The following is a 16,727-nucleotide window of genomic DNA, read 5'->3' on the forward strand; positions in this document are numbered from 1 at the left end:
GGACTCAAAATGCCAGAGCGTCCTTTGCGCCTGCTTGGACGCGCGGCGTCTGTTCAATTTTTTGAATTTGCGGCCGTGGCGGTCGCTTCCTACATCCCTCCCGTCCACAGGATCCCCGCCATGACCGTCCTTTCCGTCCTCGACCTGTCGCCGATCATCGAAGGCAGCAACGCTTCGCAATCGCTCGCCAATTCACTCGATCTCGCCCGCCATGCCGAGCGGCTGGGATACAGGCGCTATTGGCTGGCCGAGCATCACAACATGCCGGGCATCGCCAGCGCCGCCACCTCCGTCGTTATTGCCCACGTCGCCGGCGGTACCAGAACGATACGCGTCGGCGCCGGCGGCATCACGCTGCCCAACCATTCGCCGCTGGTCATCGCCGAGCAGTTCGGCACGCTTAACGCATTGCATCCCGGCCGCATCGACCTCGGCCTCGGCCGGGCGCCGGGCACCGACATGGGCACGGCGCGCGCGCTGCGCCGCAATCTCGAAGCCGGCGCCGATAGTTTTCCGCAGGATGTCGTCGAGCTGATGGGCTATTTCCAGCCGGCCGAAGACGGTCAGCGTATCCGCGCCGTGCCCGGCGAGGGCGAGCAGGTGCCGATCTGGATCCTGGGCTCAAGCCTCTATGGCGCACAGCTCGCAGCCATGCTCGGCCTGCCCTACGCCTTCGCCTCGCATTTCGCACCGGCCGAACTCGATCACGCACTGGAGATCTACCGCTCGCGCTTCCAGCCATCGAAGCAGCTCGATAAGCCCCATGTCATGCTCGGCCTCAATGTGTTCGCTGCGCCCTCCGACGCCGAGGCGCGGCTGCTGTTCACTTCGCTGCAGCAGGCCTTCGTCAATCTGCGCACCGGCCGGCCAGGCCGATTGCCGCCGCCGGTCGAGGGATATGAGCGCGACCTCGATCCGATGGCCAAAACCATGCTTGGCCAGGCGCTGTCCTGCGCCGTCGTCGGCGCCCCGGAGACGGTCAGGCAAGGCATAGAAGCCTTTATCCGTCGCACCGGCGCCGACGAGCTGATGGTCACCGCGCAGATTTTCGATCACGCAGCGCGGGTGCGATCGTTCGAGATCCTGAGCGACGCCCACAAATCGCTGTCGGAAGCGGCCTGACAGCGGCACGGCTGGAAAGCCGTTCTGTAGCAATGCCTCGCGCCCCCTCTGGCCTGCCGGACACCTCGCGGGAGTGAGTGGGCGCGGTGCTGACGCTGCCGATCTCCCGGTCCAAACACCCCCAAAGTGGGGGAGATGGCCGGAGCACCAACGAGGAGACCTCGTCGACGGTCACAAGCTACGGCGCTTACCTTGCCGCCAAGGACGGCGGTCGCGAGCAAGGATGCCGGCAGGCAGGTGAGGGCTGACCAAGGCCGTGCTCAGGCCAGCTTGGCCAAAAGCTTCATGAAAATGGCGACCTCCTTGGCGGAAAGCGGCGCCAGCGTTTCCTCCGTGATGTCGCGGGCGATCGGGATCAGCCGCTCGACGGCATCGCGGCCCTCAGCGGTCAAACTGACCAGCAGGCGCCTTTTGTCGACCTCATGCTTGGAGAGCTCGACCAGGCCGCGCGCCTTGAGCCGGTCGATGACGCCTTTCACCGTCGCCGCATCCATGGCGATCAGGCTGCCAAGCTGGTTCTGCGAGGTCTCGCCGACATCGTGCAATTTGGCCAGGGCGGCAAACTGCGGCGGTGTCAGGTCGGCGATGTGCGCGGCGAAGATCGAGACATGGCGCTGGTGCGCCTTGCGCAGGATGAAGCCGACCTGATCCTGCAAGCGGTAATCGTTTTCGTCTGGCTCCTCGGCCTCGACCAGCTTGAGCTTGACGTCCTCGGCGCTCACCGCAGCCCGTCCCAAGCCTTGATGTCTTTTGCCGCAAGGCCGCCCATGCGGTCGTGCACGCGCGGGCCGCAGGTCATGGCGAGACAGAACAAGATCTCATTGGGACGAGGCCCGTCGCTGATGCCGATCTCCATGGCATCGAAATGGCTGCGCACATAGGCGGCGTTGATATGGCCGAGCGGCACGTCGAGCCGCGAGCCGAAGGCACCGACCTTCTTTGCCGATGGCACGATCGCCTTGGCGTCGCCGAGCCGCTCGCGCATCGCATAGCCGCCAGGCACATGCCACAGCGCGCCATGCTCCAGCTCGCCCGCGCTACCGACGATGGCGCCTTTGCCGTAGCCGTCGATCTGCTTCACGTCACCGCCCAATGCGGCGATCAGCTTGTCGGAAAGCAGCAGCCCGAGCGGCTTCAGATCGTCCATGGCGCTCTGCAGGTCCTCCACGTAGCGGCCGGCGAACGGGTTGTTTACCACCGCCATGGCGGCGGCACGGCGGCGCGGCACCTTCGCCACCGGCCCGCCCTCGTGAAATATCTCTTCGGTCAGCACGGCGACCTTGCGGATCGCAAACTCAGGCATGGGCACTTTCCTTCCTTGATTTCTCACTGGGCGCAGCGAGCGCCATGGGACCGGCGATCCGTGCCTGACCGGCAAGGAACAGCGCTGAAGCGGCAATCAGGCCGTGTCGCCGACACTCTTCGGCGACGGCGAGCCCGCTGTCCAGCGCGGCGGCTATTTCGCCTGATGAAAGCACGCCGACGGCTTGGGTGACCAAGCGATAGCCAAGGTCGCTTTCGGGCGCCAGATCGCACGCCGGCACGCGCTCGATAGCGGGATGACCGGGCAGGTCGACGGCGTTGGCGACCAGGGTCGCGGCGGCATCGGCTTCAGCACCCGTCCGCGCCAGCACGGTGACGGCGTCGGCGATGCCGAGCGAAAAGGAACGGCCGCGCCAGCCGCTGGTCGCGACGCCGCTGATCCCGTCTTCGGCGCGGATCGTGATCCGGTCCGCCAGTCCATGACCTGTCCCGGCAATGGCGAGGGTCATGGACCGGCCGTTGCCGAGATGGATCGCGCTGTCGCCGCCATTGTTGACGTAGGCGCGATCGAGCCGGCGCCCGGCCAGCAACGCGCCAAGCATTTCGTCGGCTACCGAACCGGCGACGGCGGCCATGGGTGTGATGAATTGTTCCGCCAGCGGATTGACCGCCGCTTCCATGCGCCGTGCCGTCGGGCCAGCGAAAGCATGTGGCCGCAAGGAGGCTGGCCGGCGCAGTTCTGGCAGCTCTTCGACGAGTTCCGACAGGATTGTTTGAAACCGCGCCACCGCCTGGCCATAGGCGGCGCGGCATTCGCTCGCATCGCCAAATGCCTCGATGATCAGGTCGATCGGGCCATGATTGAGATGCAGCCGCCTGCCGTCCTCAAGCCAATGCGCCTGCGGGCCGTTCATCACTTGACCCTGTTGCCCGCTGCGCGCCGCAACTGCGCCAGCGGCGGCCACGGATTGTTGGCCGGCGCAGCCGTGCCGCGGCGCGGATTGAGATATTCGCCGCCTTTGGCGAGAATGTCATCGACGCTGCGGATCTCGGCTTCGTAGCCGCCGAGCCTGACATAGTCGTCGCGGCGCAGGGTGAACTCGATCGGCGCGACCAGCGCCGGTGTCGGCACATAGCCGAAGGCGTTTTCCGGCACGCGGGTGACGTCGACCATCAGCGTGATGCCGCCGCCCGGCCAGACATAGACCGGCGCGCCGCCAACGGTCACATAAGTCGTTAGGCCCTGCACCGAGCGGGTCAGATTGACCGGGTTCTCGGTGACGCCAGCGCGCAGCGAACCGCCGGCACCGCCGACGAACAGCACGGTGCACAGCGCCGGCTCGCAATTGTCCTCGATCAGGCCGACGGACTTCTGCAGCCGCTCCGGGAACGGTTTTTGCACCGGCTTCAAATCGGCGTCGAGCTCGTAATAGGCGAACTGCTCGCCGGTCGTCGAGACCATCAGCAGCGACAGGCCCGGACACGCGCCCCTTTTCGCATTCCACTCGCCAAGGATCGACAGCGGATCGGAAATGCTGGTGCCGCCCCAGCCGAGACCCGGCTCCGAGACCTTGAAATAGCGGCCCGGGGTCGAGCGGCGGCCGATGATCTTGATGCCGGTATCCTGCCAGCCCAGCACCTTGCCTGCCTGATGCTCGGAGACGACGCCGGTGATATGGTCGTCGACCACCACCACCTCGTCGACCAGACCGCGCCACTGGGTGGCGAACATGCCGATTGTGGCAGAGCCGCAGCCGACGCGCATGCGGTGTTCGAGCTTGCCGTCGATGACCGGCGGCTTGCCGGCTTCGACGATGACCGCAGCACCGTCGTCGATGGTGAGTTCGACCGGCTTGCGGTTGCACAGATTGAGCAGCGCATCGCAGGTGGCGCGGCCTTCGGCTTTCGAGCCGCCGGTCAAGTGGTGCACGCCGCCCAGCGACAGCATCTGCGAACCATATTCGCCTGTCGTGACATGGCCGATTGCCTCGCCTCCGGCGCGGACCGTCGCCGTTTCGGGGCCGATATGACGGTCAGTATCGATCTTCACCTTGACGCCGCAGTAGGAGAAGATGCCCTCGGTGACCACGGTGACGAGATCGACGCCTTCGACCTCCTGGCTGACGATGAAAGGGGCCGGCTTGTAGTCGGGATAGGTGGTGCCGGCGCCGATCGCGGTGACGAAGCGGCGGCCGGTGTTGACCAGTTCGCCATCCCAGGCCTCGCCTTCGGCGACGAACGGCACGACCGCGCCACCGGTCTCGGTCGCGTGGTCGAGGATGGTCAGCGGATCCATCCGCACGATCCTGCCGTCGACATTGCCATAGCGATCACAGGCGCCGGTACGGCCGTCTGATATGTAGCACATGACCGGGCAGGCATCGCAGCGTATCTTCTCCGCCACCTGCTTCTCGCCGGGATCATGCGTCTCGAAGCGTTCGGCAAGCTCGCTCATCGGCGCGCCTCCTTTTCCCGGATCGCGGCGCGGATGCGGCTCGGCGTCGCTGGGATTCTGGTGACCAGGACGCCGGTGGCATGCCGTATCGCATTGAGGATCGCGGGCGCGGTCGGGATCAGCACGTGTTCGCCCAGACCCTTGGCGCCAAAGGGTCCTTCCGGATCCGAAACTTCGATCAGGATGGTCTCGATCGGCGGTACGTCACCGATGGTCGGGATGAGATAATCGTGCAGATTCTCGGTGCGGCCGGGGATGTATTCCTCCATCAGCGCCATGCCGATGCCTTGTGCGATGCCGCCCTCGATCTGGCCTTCGGCGAGCAGCGGATTGATTGCCTTGCCGACATCATGCGCGGCGGTGATCTTGATCAGCTTCGCCGTGCCGAGCTTGAGGTCGACCTCCAGCTCGGCGATCTGCGCGCCGTAGCCGTAGACCGCGTAAGGCTTGCCCTGGCCCTTGGCGTCGAGCGGCAGCGTCGGCGGGTCGTAGCTTTCCTCGGCGCGGAAGACGAAGCCATCGGCATCGGCCTTCATCGCGGACAAATCGATATGCCGTGTCGCTTCGTCCTCGCGGATGATCAGGCTTGTGCCATCCAGAGCGATCGCTGCCTTCTCCGACACATTGGCGAAGCGCAGCATGGTCTCGCGCAAGGCGCGGCCAGCCTTTTCGGCGGCCTTGCCGGTCACGAAGGTCTGGCGCGAGGCGGACGTCTTGCCGGCGTCCGGCGTGATCGCCGTGTCGGCGCTTTTCAGCTTGAATCTTTCCAGCGGCAGGCCGAGCGCGTCGGCGCAGATCTGGGCAATGACCGTATTCGAGCCTTGCCCGATGTCGACCGCACCCTGATGCAGGACGACATCGCCGGAGGCGGAGATGCCGACCCTGATGGTCGACGGATTGGGCAGCGAGGTGTTGCCGCAGCCATACCAGCAAGAGGCGACACCGACGCCGCGTTTTTTTGTGCTGCTGCCGGCGTTGAACAACTCGGCATCGACAAGGGCGCGCATCCAATGGGGCCGCAGCGCTTCGAGGCACTCAGCGATGCCGACACCCGATTCCAGCCTCTGGCCAGTAACAGTTTCGGAGCCGTTACGAAGGCAGTTTTTCAGCCGAAAATCGAGCCGATCCAGCCCAAGCTTTTCGGCCAGCTCGTCATAGAGCGTCTCCTGCATGATCGTCGCCTGCGGCACGCCGAAGCCGCGGAAGGCGCCGGAGATCGGGCCGTTTGTGTGGATGGCGCGGCCTTCGGCGCGATAGTTCGGTGTTGCATAGGGACCGGAGGCATGCACCGGCACGCGGTTGGCGACGGTCGGACCCCAGCTCGCATAGGCGCCGGTGTTGAAATCGCCTGCAAAGACCATGCCGATGATGCGGCCATCGGCATCGGCGCCGATCGTCGCCTTCATCTCAGCGGGATGGCGCTTCGTGGTCGAGATCATCGATTCATTGCGGGTGTAGGCGAGTGCTGCCGGCCGCCCGGTTTGCATCGCGACCAGACCGATCAGCGGCTGCAACGAAACATCGAGCTTGGAGCCGAAGCCGCCCCCGGTGGCGGTCGGCACGATACGCACCTTGTCGACGGCAAGGCCAAGTACCTTTGCCACGTCGTCGCGGTCCATGTAGGGCGCCTGTGTGCAGGCAACGACGACGAGCGTTTCGCCATCCATGTAGGCATAGCCGGCTTCCGGCTCGATATAGGCGTGCTCGACATAGGAGGTGTCGATGGCGCCGGAAACGGTGAAGGCAGCGCCGGCAAGGGCGGCCTCCGGATCACCGCGCTCGACGAAGCCAGTAGTGAGCAGATTTGCCGGCCGATTCTCGTGGATCAGTTGTGCGCCGCCGGCTTGCGCCTCGCAAGGCTGCAGAACGTGCGGCAACTCAGTCCAACGAACAGGGAAATCCGAAAGGTCGAGATCGAGCATGGCCTCGCGCTCACCGGCAACCAGCGCCACCGCCTCGCCGCGAAAGCGCGAAAAACCTTCGGCCAGTGCCGGCTGGTCGGCAAAAGGCACAATGACGCCGAAGTTGTTCTTTCCAGGAATGTCGGCAGCAGTGAAGACGCCGATGGTGCCGGGATGAGCTTTTACCCAGGCGTCGAGATCGCCGAACGCGAAGCGGGCATGATGATGCGGCGAGCGAACCACCAGCACCGCCAGCGCATCGGCCGGAAAGGAATCGCCGCCGAATTTTTCACCGCCAGTGACTTTCGGCAGGCCGTCGAGCCTGATCGGGGATGAACCTACGGCGTGGCCGGACTGCGGCATACGATGGTCGAGGCCATCGGCATGGCGCGATGCATCTATCACCGCCGCGATGATCTTGCGGTAGCCGGTGCAGCGGCACAGGACGCCGCCCAGTGCATCCTGTGTTTCAGCCTCGGTTGGGTTGGGCTTGCTGTCGAGAAGTGCGGTCGCCGCGACCAGCAGGCCGGGTGTGCAGATGCCACACTGCGCTGCGCCATGATCGAGGAACGAGGCCTGCAGCGCCGATAATCTGCCGTTGGCGAGACCCTCGACGGTCGTCACCACGGTGCCAGCGGCAGAAGCCGCTGACATGAGGCAGGCGCAGACCGGTTCGCCATCGACAAGCACGGTGCAAGCGCCGCAGTCGCCGGCGTCGCAGCCGACCTTGGTGCCGGTCAGGTGCAATTCGTCGCGCAGCACCGAAGAGAGACGGCGAACCGGCGGCACGCAGACAGAAACGGCGGCGCCGTTGACCTTGAAAGCGATATCGGCGCGTTCCATGCTCATGCCAGGCTGAGCTCCGCTGATGCCAGGCTGAGCCTCGCTCATGCCAGGCTGAGCTCCGCTGATGCTAGGTTGAGCTTTGCTCATGCCGCCACCGCTTTGTCGCTCGACGGGTAACCCGCGGCATCTAGTGTGGCGCGGGCGACGATCTCGCGCGCGGCGTCCAGCCGGTATTCGGCGCTGCCGCGGACATCGCCGATCGGCGACAGCTCGTCCATCGGTGCGGACTGGATCGCGGTGGCGAGAGCGTGGTCGACCGGGAGCCTCGGCAAGGCTGCTTCGACGCCCGAGAGACGCTTGGCGACAACGGAGCAGGAGCCCACGGCGACGGCAGCATTGCCGACGATGCCGTCCTCAACGGTCAGGCGGGCGGCCGCCATGGCTATGGAAATGACGAGATAGCGACGCGCGCCGAGTTTTACGAAAGCCGACGCCCCGGTGGCCGCGTTTTTCGGCACGCGGATGGCGGTCACCATTTCGCCCGGCTGCAGTTCCGTGCGGCGGTTTCCCAAGATGAACTTTTGCAGCGGCAGATGGCGGACCATCGCCACCGAGCGCAGTTCGACCTCGGCGTCGAGAATGAGCAGAGCCGGCACGCCATCGGCGGCCGGGGAGGCATTGCAGAGATTGCCGGCGATGGAGGCGACGTTCTGAATCTGCACGGACCCGACTTCACGCGCCGCCTGCTTCAGCGCATCGAAAGCCGCCGGCAGCGGATGACGGACAAGATCGGTCCAGGTCGTGCGCGCACCGATGACCCAATGGTCCTCCGTTTCGGCGATACCACGCAGCGCCGCCAGACCGTTGATGTCGAGAACATTCTCGCGGAAAGGCTTGGCCCCTTGTGCCGGGTAGAAATCGGTGCCGCCGGCAAGGATGCGCCACGAAGCCTCGCCAAGCAAAGCGAGAGCCTCGTCGACGGTGGTGGGTTTCGCGTAACGGATCACGCTTTGCCTTCCCAGAAATAGCGATCCTTCCGGCACTCGGGCCGGTCAAATTCATTCGTATGCAAATGATATCAAGCCGGCAAGAATTGTCAAAGCCAGAGTTTGGGGCCGCTCTCCGCCTCGGCGCGCGGCGGCACGCATTTGTTACGCCCTTGGAGTTGACGCAGCCGGCCATCTGGTCAAGTTTCTGCATCCGGTCGCGTCAGCGGCATTTTTCGGGGGAGCCTGGCTTCGAACACCGGAATCCACGTTGCGGCAGACTTCCGGGTCATGCCTCCGCGACAAACAAGAGGGAGGCTCCATGGCCGACGAAGCGCTTGTCATCATCGACCTGCAGAACGATTTCTGCCCGGGCGGCGCGCTGCCAGTGGCCGGCGGCGACGAGATCGTGCCGCTGGTCAACGACCTGATCCGGCGGACCGAACATGTCGTGCTGACGCAGGACTGGCATCCCGCCGGCCATTCAAGCTTTGCCTCCAGTCATCCCGGCAACCAGCCGTTCGAGACGATCGAGATGCCTTACGGCCAGCAGACGCTGTGGCCGGACCACTGCATCCAGGGCAGCCTAGGCTCGGACTTTCACTCCGGCCTCGCCTGGACCAAGGCGGAACTGGTCATCCGCAAGGGCTTCCGGCCGGCGATCGACAGCTATTCGGCCTTCTTCGAGAACGACCATACGACGCCGACCGGTCTTGCCGGGTATCTCAGGGAGCGCGGCATCGACACGCTGACGCTGGTTGGTCTTGCGACCGATTTCTGTGTCGCCTTTTCGGCGCTCGATGCGGTCAAGCAGGGCTTCCACACAACAGTGCGGCTCGACGGCTGCCGCGGCATCAATCTCAACGGGTCCGTCGAGACGATGCTGAATCGGATGCGCGATGCCGGCGTGACGCTGGCTTGAACATCACCAATCGCATCCGACACAATTCCAGAGGGGGCTTTATGCGGTTTGCGGCGGCTTTGACGGCGGGCGCAGTGGTGGCAGTCGCAACCCTGTTTCCGGGAATGGCGCTCGCAGCCGAGGCCCACGAGTTGCCGGGCCAAACAATGTCGTTGTGGTGGGCGCTGCCCTTTGCCGGCCTGCTGCTGTCGATCGCCACCGGACCATTGCTCTTCCACCATGTCTGGGAGCATCACTACGGCAAGATCACCTTCTTCTGGGCGGCGCTCGCGGTCGTGCCGCTGGCGGTGGCGTTCGGCATGCCTTCGGCCACAGACGCGGTATTGCACGCGCTGCTCACCGAATACATGTCGTTCATCATTCTTCTGTTTGCGCTGTTCACCATTTCAGGCGGCATCCTCGTCGCCGGCAACATCCATGGCACGCCGCTGGTGAATGCCGGATTGCTGCTGATCGGGGCGATGCTCGCCTCAGTCATCGGCACGACCGGCGCCTCGATGATCCTGATCCGGCCGATCCTGCGCGCCAACGACAACCGGCCGTTCAATGCCCATGTCGTCATCTTCTTCATTTTCCTGGTGTCCAACATCGGCGGGTCGCTGACGCCGCTCGGCGACCCGCCGCTGTTCGTCGGCTTTCTGCGCGGCGTCGATTTCTTCTGGACCACCACCAACCTCTTTCAGGAGACACTGTTCGTCGGCGGCCTGGTGCTGGCCGTCTTCCTGGCCATGGACATCATCCTGCATCGCCGCGAGGCCGGCGCGCCAAAGATCAAGGATCCAACACCGGACACGAAGGTGCGCATCCGCGGCCTGCCCAACGTCCCGCTGTTGGCCGGGGTGATCGGCGCGATCCTGCTTTCCGCGACCTGGAAGCCGGGCGTGGCTTTCTCCGTCCAGGGCGTGAGCCTTGAACTGCAGAACCTCGTGCGCGACGCCATCATCCTGGCGCTTGCCTTCCTTTCGCTCGGCGTCTCCCAGAAAAGCCACAGGCAGGCAAACAACTTCCATTGGGAGCCGATCGCCGAGGTGGCGAAATTGTTTGCCGGCATCTTCATCTGCATCGTGCCGGTCATCGCCATTCTCAGGGCCGGCCCCGACGGCGCGCTGGCACCGCTGGTCTCGCTTGTCAGCTCGCCGACGGGCGAGCCAAACGACCTCGCTTATTTCTGGATGACCGGAGCGCTGTCATCCTTCCTCGACAATGCGCCGACCTATCTGGTGTTCTTCGAGCTCGCCGGCGGCGATCCGAAACATCTGATGACCACCCTCGCCTCGACGCTCGCGGCGATCTCGGCCAGCGCGGTGTTCATGGGCGCCAACACCTATATCGGCAATGCGCCGAACTTCATGGTCTACGCCATTGCCAGACATCGCGGCGTGAAAATGCCGGGCTTCTTCGGCTACATGGCATGGTCGGGCGCGGTGCTGATCCCGATATTCCTGATCGCGGGTTTTCTATTCTTTGGCTGATCAGCCGACGCCGACATAGCGGCGGACCGCCGACGGATCGGCGCGGAGCTCCTCGACATCGACGGTCTCGCGGTTGCGGCCGTTTTCGATGAACGAGACCCGGTCGGCGACGGACAGCACGGCATCGACGCGCTGCTCGACCAGGATCGTCGAGACGCCAAGGTCGCGCAGCTTCGCTACCGTCTCGCGAATCCTGGCGATCATTGACGGCATCAGCCCCTCGGTCGGCTCGTCGAGCAGAAGCACCTGCGGTTCGAGACACAGGGCCCGCGCCATAGCCAGCATCTGCTGCTCGCCGCCCGACAGCGTGCCGGAGCGTTGTCTCAGCCGCTGGCGCAGCAGCGGGAAAAGCTCGAGCACGTTTTCGCGCGTAGTCTTGCCCTTGCCGCGGGCCATCATGCCGATCTCGATGTTTTCAGCCACCGTCATCTCGGCGAACAGCCGCCGGCCCTGCGGCACATAGGCGACGCCGGCCTTCGGCACGTCATGCGCCAGCAGGCCAGTCAACTCCTTGCCGTCGAGCCTGATCGAGCCGGCGCGTGAGGGAACGAGGCCCATGATCGCCTTCAGCGTCGTCGTCTTGCCGGCGCCGTTGCGGCCAAACAGGCAAAGCACCTCGCCCTTGTTCAACACGAGGTCGAGGCCGTAGAGCACCTGGACCTGGCCGTAGAAGCAGTCGAGCCCGGAGATGGTCAGTGCTTCAGACCGTTTTTCAGTCATGGGGCGGTCCCCAAATAGGCGTCCTGCACTTCGGCATTGGCACGGACCTGCTCGGGCGTGCCTTCGGCCAGGATCTTGCCGGCGTTGAAGACGGTGATGCGGTCGGCAAGCTGCATGACCACCGGCATGTTGTGTTCTATCAGAAGCACGGTGGCGCTTTTGGCGATCTCGCGCACCAGCCCGATAAAATTGTCGATCTCGCTGTCGGCCAGCCCCTGCGTCGGCTCGTCGAGAATCAGCAGGCGCGGTTTTAGCGCCAGCCCCATCGCCACTTCGAGCAGGCGCTGATGGCCATACGACAATTGCCCGGCCGGCATGTGGGCGCGGTCGGCAAGGCCGGTGCGCTCCAGCGCCGCCATGGCGCCGGCATGCACGGCGCCTTTCGAGCGGCCGTCGGTCAGCGTGCGCTGCACCGGCAGCGCGACGTTGTCGTAAGCGGTGAGATTGGCAAAGACGCTGGTGATCTGGAAGGTGTAGGCGATGCCAAGGCGGACCCTGGCGTATGCTGGCAGGCTGGTGATGTCGGCGCCGTCGAAGACGATCATGCCCGACGACGGCTGGATGCGGCCGCTGACCAGGCTGACAAAGGTGGTCTTGCCGGCGCCGTTGGGGCCGATGACGGCACGAATCTCGCCCGGCATGAGGGCGAAGTCGACGCCGTCGACGGCGCGCAGGCCGCCGAAATTGCGGGACAGGCCCTCGGTCGTCAGCAGCGGCATCATGGCAGCCATCCCAGCCAGCGCTGGCGGATGGTGCCGAGGATGCCCTTGGGGAAGAACAGCACCAGCAGGATGAGGGCGATGCCGACGATCAGCAGATAGGCCGAGGTGTAGCCGCTGGTGATGTCGACGACATAGTACATGAACAGCGTGCCGATCAGCGGACCGAGCGTGGTCGCAGCACCGCCGAGCAGCACCCAGAGCAGCGGCAGGATGGAGTATTGCACCGAGGCGAAGGTCGAGCCGACATAACCGAACAGCAGCGCGTAGGCGGCGCCCGAAGCCGCGCAGATCGTGCCGGAGACGACGACCGCGGCGAGCTTGTTGGAAAACGTGTCGTAGCCGAGCATCTTGGTCCGCTCCTCGTTTTCGCGAATGGCGACCAGCACACGGCCATACCTGGAGCGGACGATAACGAGCGCCACCAGCAGCACGATCGAGAACAGGGCGAGCGCGCTCATGTAGCGCACGGTCGGGTCGGTGAGGCCGAGCGACGCATCGCCCAAAACAAGCACACGCGCCGACTGCGGCACGACCAGGCCCTGATCGCCGCCGGTCCAGGCCGCGAAATAGAGGATTATGAGATAGAAAACCTGCGCGAACATCATGGTGACGATCATGAAGGCAACGCCGGAAGTACGCAGCGCCAGCACCCCGATCACCAGCGCGAGAAGCGCGCCGCATGCAAGGCCGGCGGCGAAGGCGGCCGGCACGCTCCAGCCGAGATGGATGACGGCAAGGCCTGCGCCATAGAGCCCAGCCGAAAAGAACATGGCGTGGCCGAGGCTGAGCAGCCCGACATAGCCGAACAGCATGTTGTAGCCCATGGCGAAGACCGCCAGCACCATGATGCGGGCGAGCAGCCCGTGATGATATTCCGGCAGGACGAAGCTTAGGGTGAAAAGCAGCGCGATGACGCCCAGATGCAACGTATAGGCTTTTGCCGGTGAAGCCTCCTTCATCGCGATGCCGTTCCAAACAGGCCTTGCGGCCGGAACACCAGCACCATGGCAACCAGCAGCGTGGCGATGATCTTGGCGAGCGTCGGCGAGAAGAACACCGAGATGATGCCGTCCGACAAGCCGATGAGCACGGCAGCGACGACGGTGCCGCGCAGCGAGCCGAGCCCGCCGATGATGACGACGATGAAGGACAGCAGCAGCGGGTCCTGGCCCATCAGATAGTGCGCCTGGCTGATCGGGACGATCAGCACGGCGGCCACCGCCGCCAGCATGGCGCCGAGCGCGAAGACGCCCGCATAGACGCGGTCGACCGGAATGCCGAAGGCCTGCGCAGTCTCGCGGTCATATTGCGTGGCGCGCATCACGAGGCCGATTTTCGTACGCGTCAGCACGAACCACGTCGCGACCAGCAGGAGCGCCGATGCGGCGATGACTGACAGCTTGTAGCCGGAGTAGCCGAACCACGGCAAAAGGATGCGATAGCTGAAGGGCGGCTCCACCGGCCGTGCCTCCGGACCGTAGAAGGTCAGCGCCAGTTGCTGGATGATGTAGAGCATGCCGATGGTGGCGACGATGGTGGCTTCCGGATTGTAATTCAGCCGGCGCAGCACCAGCCGTTCGGAGACGAGCGCGATCAGACCGACGATCAGCGGCGCCAGCACGAGGGCGGTCAGGAAGCCGAGCGCCGGATGGCCTGATATCGCCGTGGAGATCGCCCAGGCAAGCACCGCGCCGAGCATGAAGAACTCGCCATGGGCGACATTGACGACGCGCATGACGCCGAACACCAGCGACAGGCCGAGCGCCGTCAGCGCCAGCACGGCGGAGGTGACGAGGCCTTCGAGGGCGGCGAGGAGGAGGTGGGGTCCGAAGGCCATTATGCGCTGGCAAGCTTACAGCGGCTGGGTCGTGTAATCCCCTTCCGGCTCATAGAGGCCGTCCTCGATCTTGGTCTTGTGGACGACGTTCAGCCTGCCGCCTTCGACCTTGGAGATGTTCTGGATGCCAAAACACTGATGGATCTTGCCGTTGAAGGTCTTCGGCCCTTGCGGATGCTCCGGGCCCTCGGCGAACTCGGTCAAGGCCTCGGTCGCCTCGACCAGCTTGGCGCGGTCTTCCGGACCCTTGTAGCCGGCATCCTCCATCGCCTTCTTGACGACATAGAGCGTTTCCCAGCAGCCGAACATGTGCGCGGCGGTGGAGACATCCTTCGGATCGCCGACGGCAGCGCCATTGTCGTCGATGCCGACGGCGGCGCGATAGGCCTTCTGCGCGGCGGAATCATTGGGCTGCGCGTAGCGCGGCGAGCCTTCCCAGAAATGGCTGCCGTCGAGGAATTCGAGGCCGGGGCTGTTGATGTCGGTGGCTTCGAGTGAATCGATGAAGCCGAACAGCTGCGGCCGGTTGGAGCCATAGAACTCGCCGAGTTCCTTGACGAAGGTGAGCACCGCCGGACCGACCATGACGTGGTAGATCACCTCGGTCTCGGCTGGGATCTGCGGGAAGTATTTGGTGAAGGACGATTCCGTCGGCGGGATGGCGATCTGGGCAATGACTTCGGCGCCTTGCGCCTTCAGCGCCGGCGGCAGGTAGTCGCGATGGTCGTAGCCGAAGGCGAAATCTGGGAATATCTGCGTCACCTTCTTGCCGGCATTCGCCGCGATCCACGGCGCCATCGCCTGGATCTGGCTCTTCACGTCGGTGATGCCGGGCTGGAAAACGTAGCGGTTGAGCTTGGTCGAGGCGACGTGGTGGCCTTCGCTGACGACGAAATAGGGCATCTTGGCCTCGCCGGCGGCCGGCGCCGAGCCGATGACGACATGCGAAAACAGCGTGCCGTAAACGATGTCGGTCTTGTGCTGGGTGGCGAATTTGCCGACCACTTCGGCGCCGCGGCCGGGATCGGTGCCGTCATCCTCGATGATCACCTCGACCGGCCGGCCGTTGATGCCGCCGGCTTCGTTGATCGCCTTGACCGCGGCGGCGGTGGTTCTCTCGTACCAGCGACCATAGGCGGCGCCGATGCCGGTGCGGTGGGACTGGAAGCCGATCTTTATCGGCGCCGAGCTTTGCGCCTGGCTGTAACGCACGAACCCAGGCGCGACGGCGAGACCAGCGCCCGCGGCCAACCCCTTCAGCGCCGTGCGGCGGGTGAGACCGGTTTTGGAGAGATCGAAAAACCCATTCTTGTCAGTCACGGCAGTTCCCCTTGTTTTTGAGTTTTGACCAATGGCTGTAGCGAAGCGGGCCACTCTGGTAAGAGCGCCGAAATTGCATGTGTACAAACTAAATCATCAAAGCCCTGGTGTGGCAAGCGGGCTTTCCCCAACGTTCAATCGACGCCATCGAGCCGGGCTTTTGTCTCATCCGACTGAAGGCGTGGCAAGTAACCACAGGCCGAAGACCGTATAGGCGATCATCAGCACGGTGAGCGGAAACTGGCTGAGCGCGGCGCGAGCGGGAACCGGGTGCAATCGCCAGGCGAGGCCATGGGCAACGAGCACGGCGAGCATGTGGCCGGCGATGATGACGCCGGCCTGGAGATTCCACAGCCACCATGCCGAGCCGGCGCCGGCGGCCACGCCGGCTTCGATCTGCATGCCGGCGGTGCCGAGCAGGTTCCAGCCCAGCGCAAACGGGTCGGAAAGAGCGGCGATGGCGTATTGGCCGTCGACCAGCAGCGCCGTCAGGTAATGCGCGACATGGTAGGCGAGCGCGATCGGCACGATCGACCAGACCAGCAGCCCTGCGGCCTGGCTGAGGGAATGCGGGCTGCCGGCAAGACGCTGGCCAAGCACAGTCGCAAGGATGAATGCGGCCGCAAGCAGGACGAACATCAGCACCAGCCCGAGACTGCCGATGCCGATCACGGCCGTGCGGCCTGGAAACTCCAGCGGATTGAGGCCGAACAGGCCGAGCCAAAAGAAGGTTTTCGACAGGCCATCGAAGGAGACCGACGACAGCGCAAGCAGCAGGAAAGCAATGCCGCTGAGCGACAGCGGCGCGGCATCGCTGAGCTTGGCGCCCGGCCAGCACAGACTGAGCCGACCGCCTTCACTGCGCTCGACTTCATTGCGCTGAAGGAGGGCGAAGCGTGCAATCATGGCGAAGAAGACGGCCAGGAACTCGCCTCGCCGGCTCCAGTCGCGGTAGCCGAACACCAGCATGGCGGCAAAACTCAGCAGCCAATAGGAGCCGGCGGCCCAGGCGAGCCGCGCCGGGTCGTCGGGCGCCGGGTCGATCAGCTCGAACCAGGCGAAGGCGAAGAACAGCACGACGGCCGGCCAGCAGCCAAGCCACGGAGGCGGGCGCCATGTCTGCCGCTTGCCGAACAGGCGGGAAATGACACGCCAAGGCCCGTACCATGGGTTCAGCCATGACCAGAGATTGCCGAGCAGCCCCTGCAGCAAAACCAGCCC

Annotated in this window: 15 protein-coding genes; 3 read left to right on the forward strand and 12 right to left on the reverse strand. The window is 64.8% G+C overall.

Annotation, left to right across the window (positions count from 1 at the left end; all coding sequences use genetic code 11):
* Positions 1-120: 120 nt before the first annotated feature.
* Entirely contained in the window at positions 121-1,122 is a 1,002-nt protein-coding gene (locus EOA78_RS13090; RefSeq protein WP_127315484.1) for an LLM class flavin-dependent oxidoreductase, read from the forward strand.
* Between the two features lie 260 nt (positions 1,123-1,382).
* On the opposite strand, the gene EOA78_RS13095 is transcribed toward EOA78_RS13090, so the two are convergent.
* From EOA78_RS13095 to EOA78_RS13120, 6 genes are all read right to left on the reverse strand, one after another.
* Positions 1,383-1,844, reverse strand: coding sequence for a MarR family transcriptional regulator (locus tag EOA78_RS13095; protein ID WP_127315485.1), 462 nt, complete (start codon positions 1,842-1,844; stop codon positions 1,383-1,385).
* Positions 1,841-2,425 carry an amino acid synthesis family protein gene (locus tag EOA78_RS13100; RefSeq protein ID WP_127315486.1) on the reverse strand — a complete coding sequence of 195 codons (585 nt, stop codon included), beginning with the start codon at positions 2,423-2,425 and terminating at the stop codon, positions 1,841-1,843. The genes EOA78_RS13095 and EOA78_RS13100 overlap by 4 nt, the downstream gene beginning before the upstream one ends.
* On the reverse strand, positions 2,418-3,299 hold the full coding sequence (locus tag EOA78_RS13105) for a UPF0280 family protein (RefSeq protein WP_127315487.1): 882 nt from the start codon (positions 3,297-3,299) through the stop codon (positions 2,418-2,420). Before EOA78_RS13105 ends, EOA78_RS13100 begins: the two co-directional genes overlap by 8 nt.
* Entirely contained in the window at positions 3,299-4,840 is a 1,542-nt protein-coding gene (locus EOA78_RS13110) for a 6-hydroxynicotinate reductase (protein WP_127315488.1), read from the reverse strand. Before EOA78_RS13110 ends, EOA78_RS13105 begins: the two co-directional genes overlap by 1 nt.
* A complete protein-coding gene (locus tag EOA78_RS13115; protein WP_245477486.1) occupies positions 4,837-7,590 on the reverse strand; it encodes a molybdopterin-dependent oxidoreductase in 2,754 nt (917 codons plus the stop codon). Before EOA78_RS13115 ends, EOA78_RS13110 begins: the two co-directional genes overlap by 4 nt.
* Before the next feature lie 80 nt (positions 7,591-7,670).
* Positions 7,671-8,534 carry a xanthine dehydrogenase family protein subunit M gene (locus tag EOA78_RS13120; protein ID WP_127315489.1) on the reverse strand — a complete coding sequence of 288 codons (864 nt, stop codon included), beginning with the start codon at positions 8,532-8,534 and terminating at the stop codon, positions 7,671-7,673.
* A 301-nt stretch (positions 8,535-8,835) separates the two neighbouring features.
* Here EOA78_RS13120 and pncA point away from each other — a divergent pair, with 301 nt between their 5' ends.
* Together pncA and EOA78_RS13130 are read left to right on the forward strand one after the other, a co-directional pair.
* Positions 8,836-9,435, forward strand: coding sequence for a bifunctional nicotinamidase/pyrazinamidase (gene pncA, locus EOA78_RS13125; protein WP_127315490.1), 600 nt, complete (start codon positions 8,836-8,838; stop codon positions 9,433-9,435).
* Between the two features lie 41 nt (positions 9,436-9,476).
* The gene (locus EOA78_RS13130; RefSeq protein WP_127315491.1) at positions 9,477-10,907 is read left to right on the forward strand and encodes a sodium:proton antiporter; all 1,431 of its coding nucleotides are present in this window, start codon (positions 9,477-9,479) and stop codon (positions 10,905-10,907) included.
* Here the strand turns inward: EOA78_RS13130 and EOA78_RS13135 are convergent, their stop codons facing one another.
* The 6 genes from EOA78_RS13135 to EOA78_RS13160 all read right to left on the reverse strand — a co-directional run.
* On the reverse strand, positions 10,908-11,627 hold the full coding sequence (locus EOA78_RS13135; RefSeq protein WP_127315492.1) for an ABC transporter ATP-binding protein: 720 nt from the start codon (positions 11,625-11,627) through the stop codon (positions 10,908-10,910).
* Positions 11,624-12,349: an ABC transporter ATP-binding protein gene (locus tag EOA78_RS13140; protein WP_127315493.1), complete on the reverse strand. Its 726-nt coding sequence runs from the start codon at positions 12,347-12,349 to the stop codon at positions 11,624-11,626. The genes EOA78_RS13135 and EOA78_RS13140 overlap by 4 nt, the downstream gene beginning before the upstream one ends.
* Positions 12,346-13,308, reverse strand: a complete 963-nt coding sequence (locus tag EOA78_RS13145) for a branched-chain amino acid ABC transporter permease (protein ID WP_127315494.1) — start codon at positions 13,306-13,308, stop codon at positions 12,346-12,348. Before EOA78_RS13145 ends, EOA78_RS13140 begins: the two co-directional genes overlap by 4 nt.
* Complete coding sequence (locus EOA78_RS13150; RefSeq protein WP_127315495.1) at positions 13,305-14,186, reverse strand: branched-chain amino acid ABC transporter permease; 882 nt, start codon at positions 14,184-14,186, stop codon at positions 13,305-13,307. Before EOA78_RS13150 ends, EOA78_RS13145 begins: the two co-directional genes overlap by 4 nt.
* Before the next feature lie 15 nt (positions 14,187-14,201).
* Positions 14,202-15,506: an ABC transporter substrate-binding protein gene (locus EOA78_RS13155; protein WP_127315496.1), complete on the reverse strand. Its 1,305-nt coding sequence runs from the start codon at positions 15,504-15,506 to the stop codon at positions 14,202-14,204.
* A gap of 165 nt (positions 15,507-15,671) precedes the next feature.
* Positions 15,672-16,727, reverse strand: a 1,056-nt coding sequence (locus tag EOA78_RS13160) for a hypothetical protein (RefSeq protein ID WP_127315497.1), incomplete at its 5' end; no start/stop codon positions are given.

The organism is Mesorhizobium sp. M5C.F.Cr.IN.023.01.1.1 (genome assembly GCF_003997585.1).
Classification (GTDB): domain Bacteria; phylum Pseudomonadota; class Alphaproteobacteria; order Rhizobiales; family Rhizobiaceae; genus Mesorhizobium; species Mesorhizobium wenxiniae.

Coding starts and splice junctions, on each gene's coding strand:
- EOA78_RS13090 (WP_127315484.1), top strand. CDS start 121: ATGACCGTCCTTTCCGTCCTCGACCTGTCGCCGATCATCGAAGGCAGC.
- EOA78_RS13100 (WP_127315486.1), bottom strand. CDS start 2,425: ATGCCTGAGTTTGCGATCCGCAAGGTCGCCGTGCTGACCGAAGAGATA.
- EOA78_RS13105 (WP_127315487.1), bottom strand. CDS start 3,299: ATGAACGGCCCGCAGGCGCATTGGCTTGAGGACGGCAGGCGGCTGCAT.
- EOA78_RS13110 (WP_127315488.1), bottom strand. CDS start 4,840: ATGAGCGAGCTTGCCGAACGCTTCGAGACGCATGATCCCGGCGAGAAG.
- EOA78_RS13115 (WP_245477486.1), bottom strand. CDS start 7,590: ATGAGCATGGAACGCGCCGATATCGCTTTCAAGGTCAACGGCGCCGCC.
- pncA (WP_127315490.1), top strand. CDS start 8,836: ATGGCCGACGAAGCGCTTGTCATCATCGACCTGCAGAACGATTTCTGC.
- EOA78_RS13130 (WP_127315491.1), top strand. CDS start 9,477: ATGCGGTTTGCGGCGGCTTTGACGGCGGGCGCAGTGGTGGCAGTCGCA.
- EOA78_RS13135 (WP_127315492.1), bottom strand. CDS start 11,627: ATGACTGAAAAACGGTCTGAAGCACTGACCATCTCCGGGCTCGACTGC.
- EOA78_RS13140 (WP_127315493.1), bottom strand. CDS start 12,349: ATGATGCCGCTGCTGACGACCGAGGGCCTGTCCCGCAATTTCGGCGGC.
- EOA78_RS13145 (WP_127315494.1), bottom strand. CDS start 13,308: ATGAAGGAGGCTTCACCGGCAAAAGCCTATACGTTGCATCTGGGCGTC.
- EOA78_RS13150 (WP_127315495.1), bottom strand. CDS start 14,186: ATGGCCTTCGGACCCCACCTCCTCCTCGCCGCCCTCGAAGGCCTCGTC.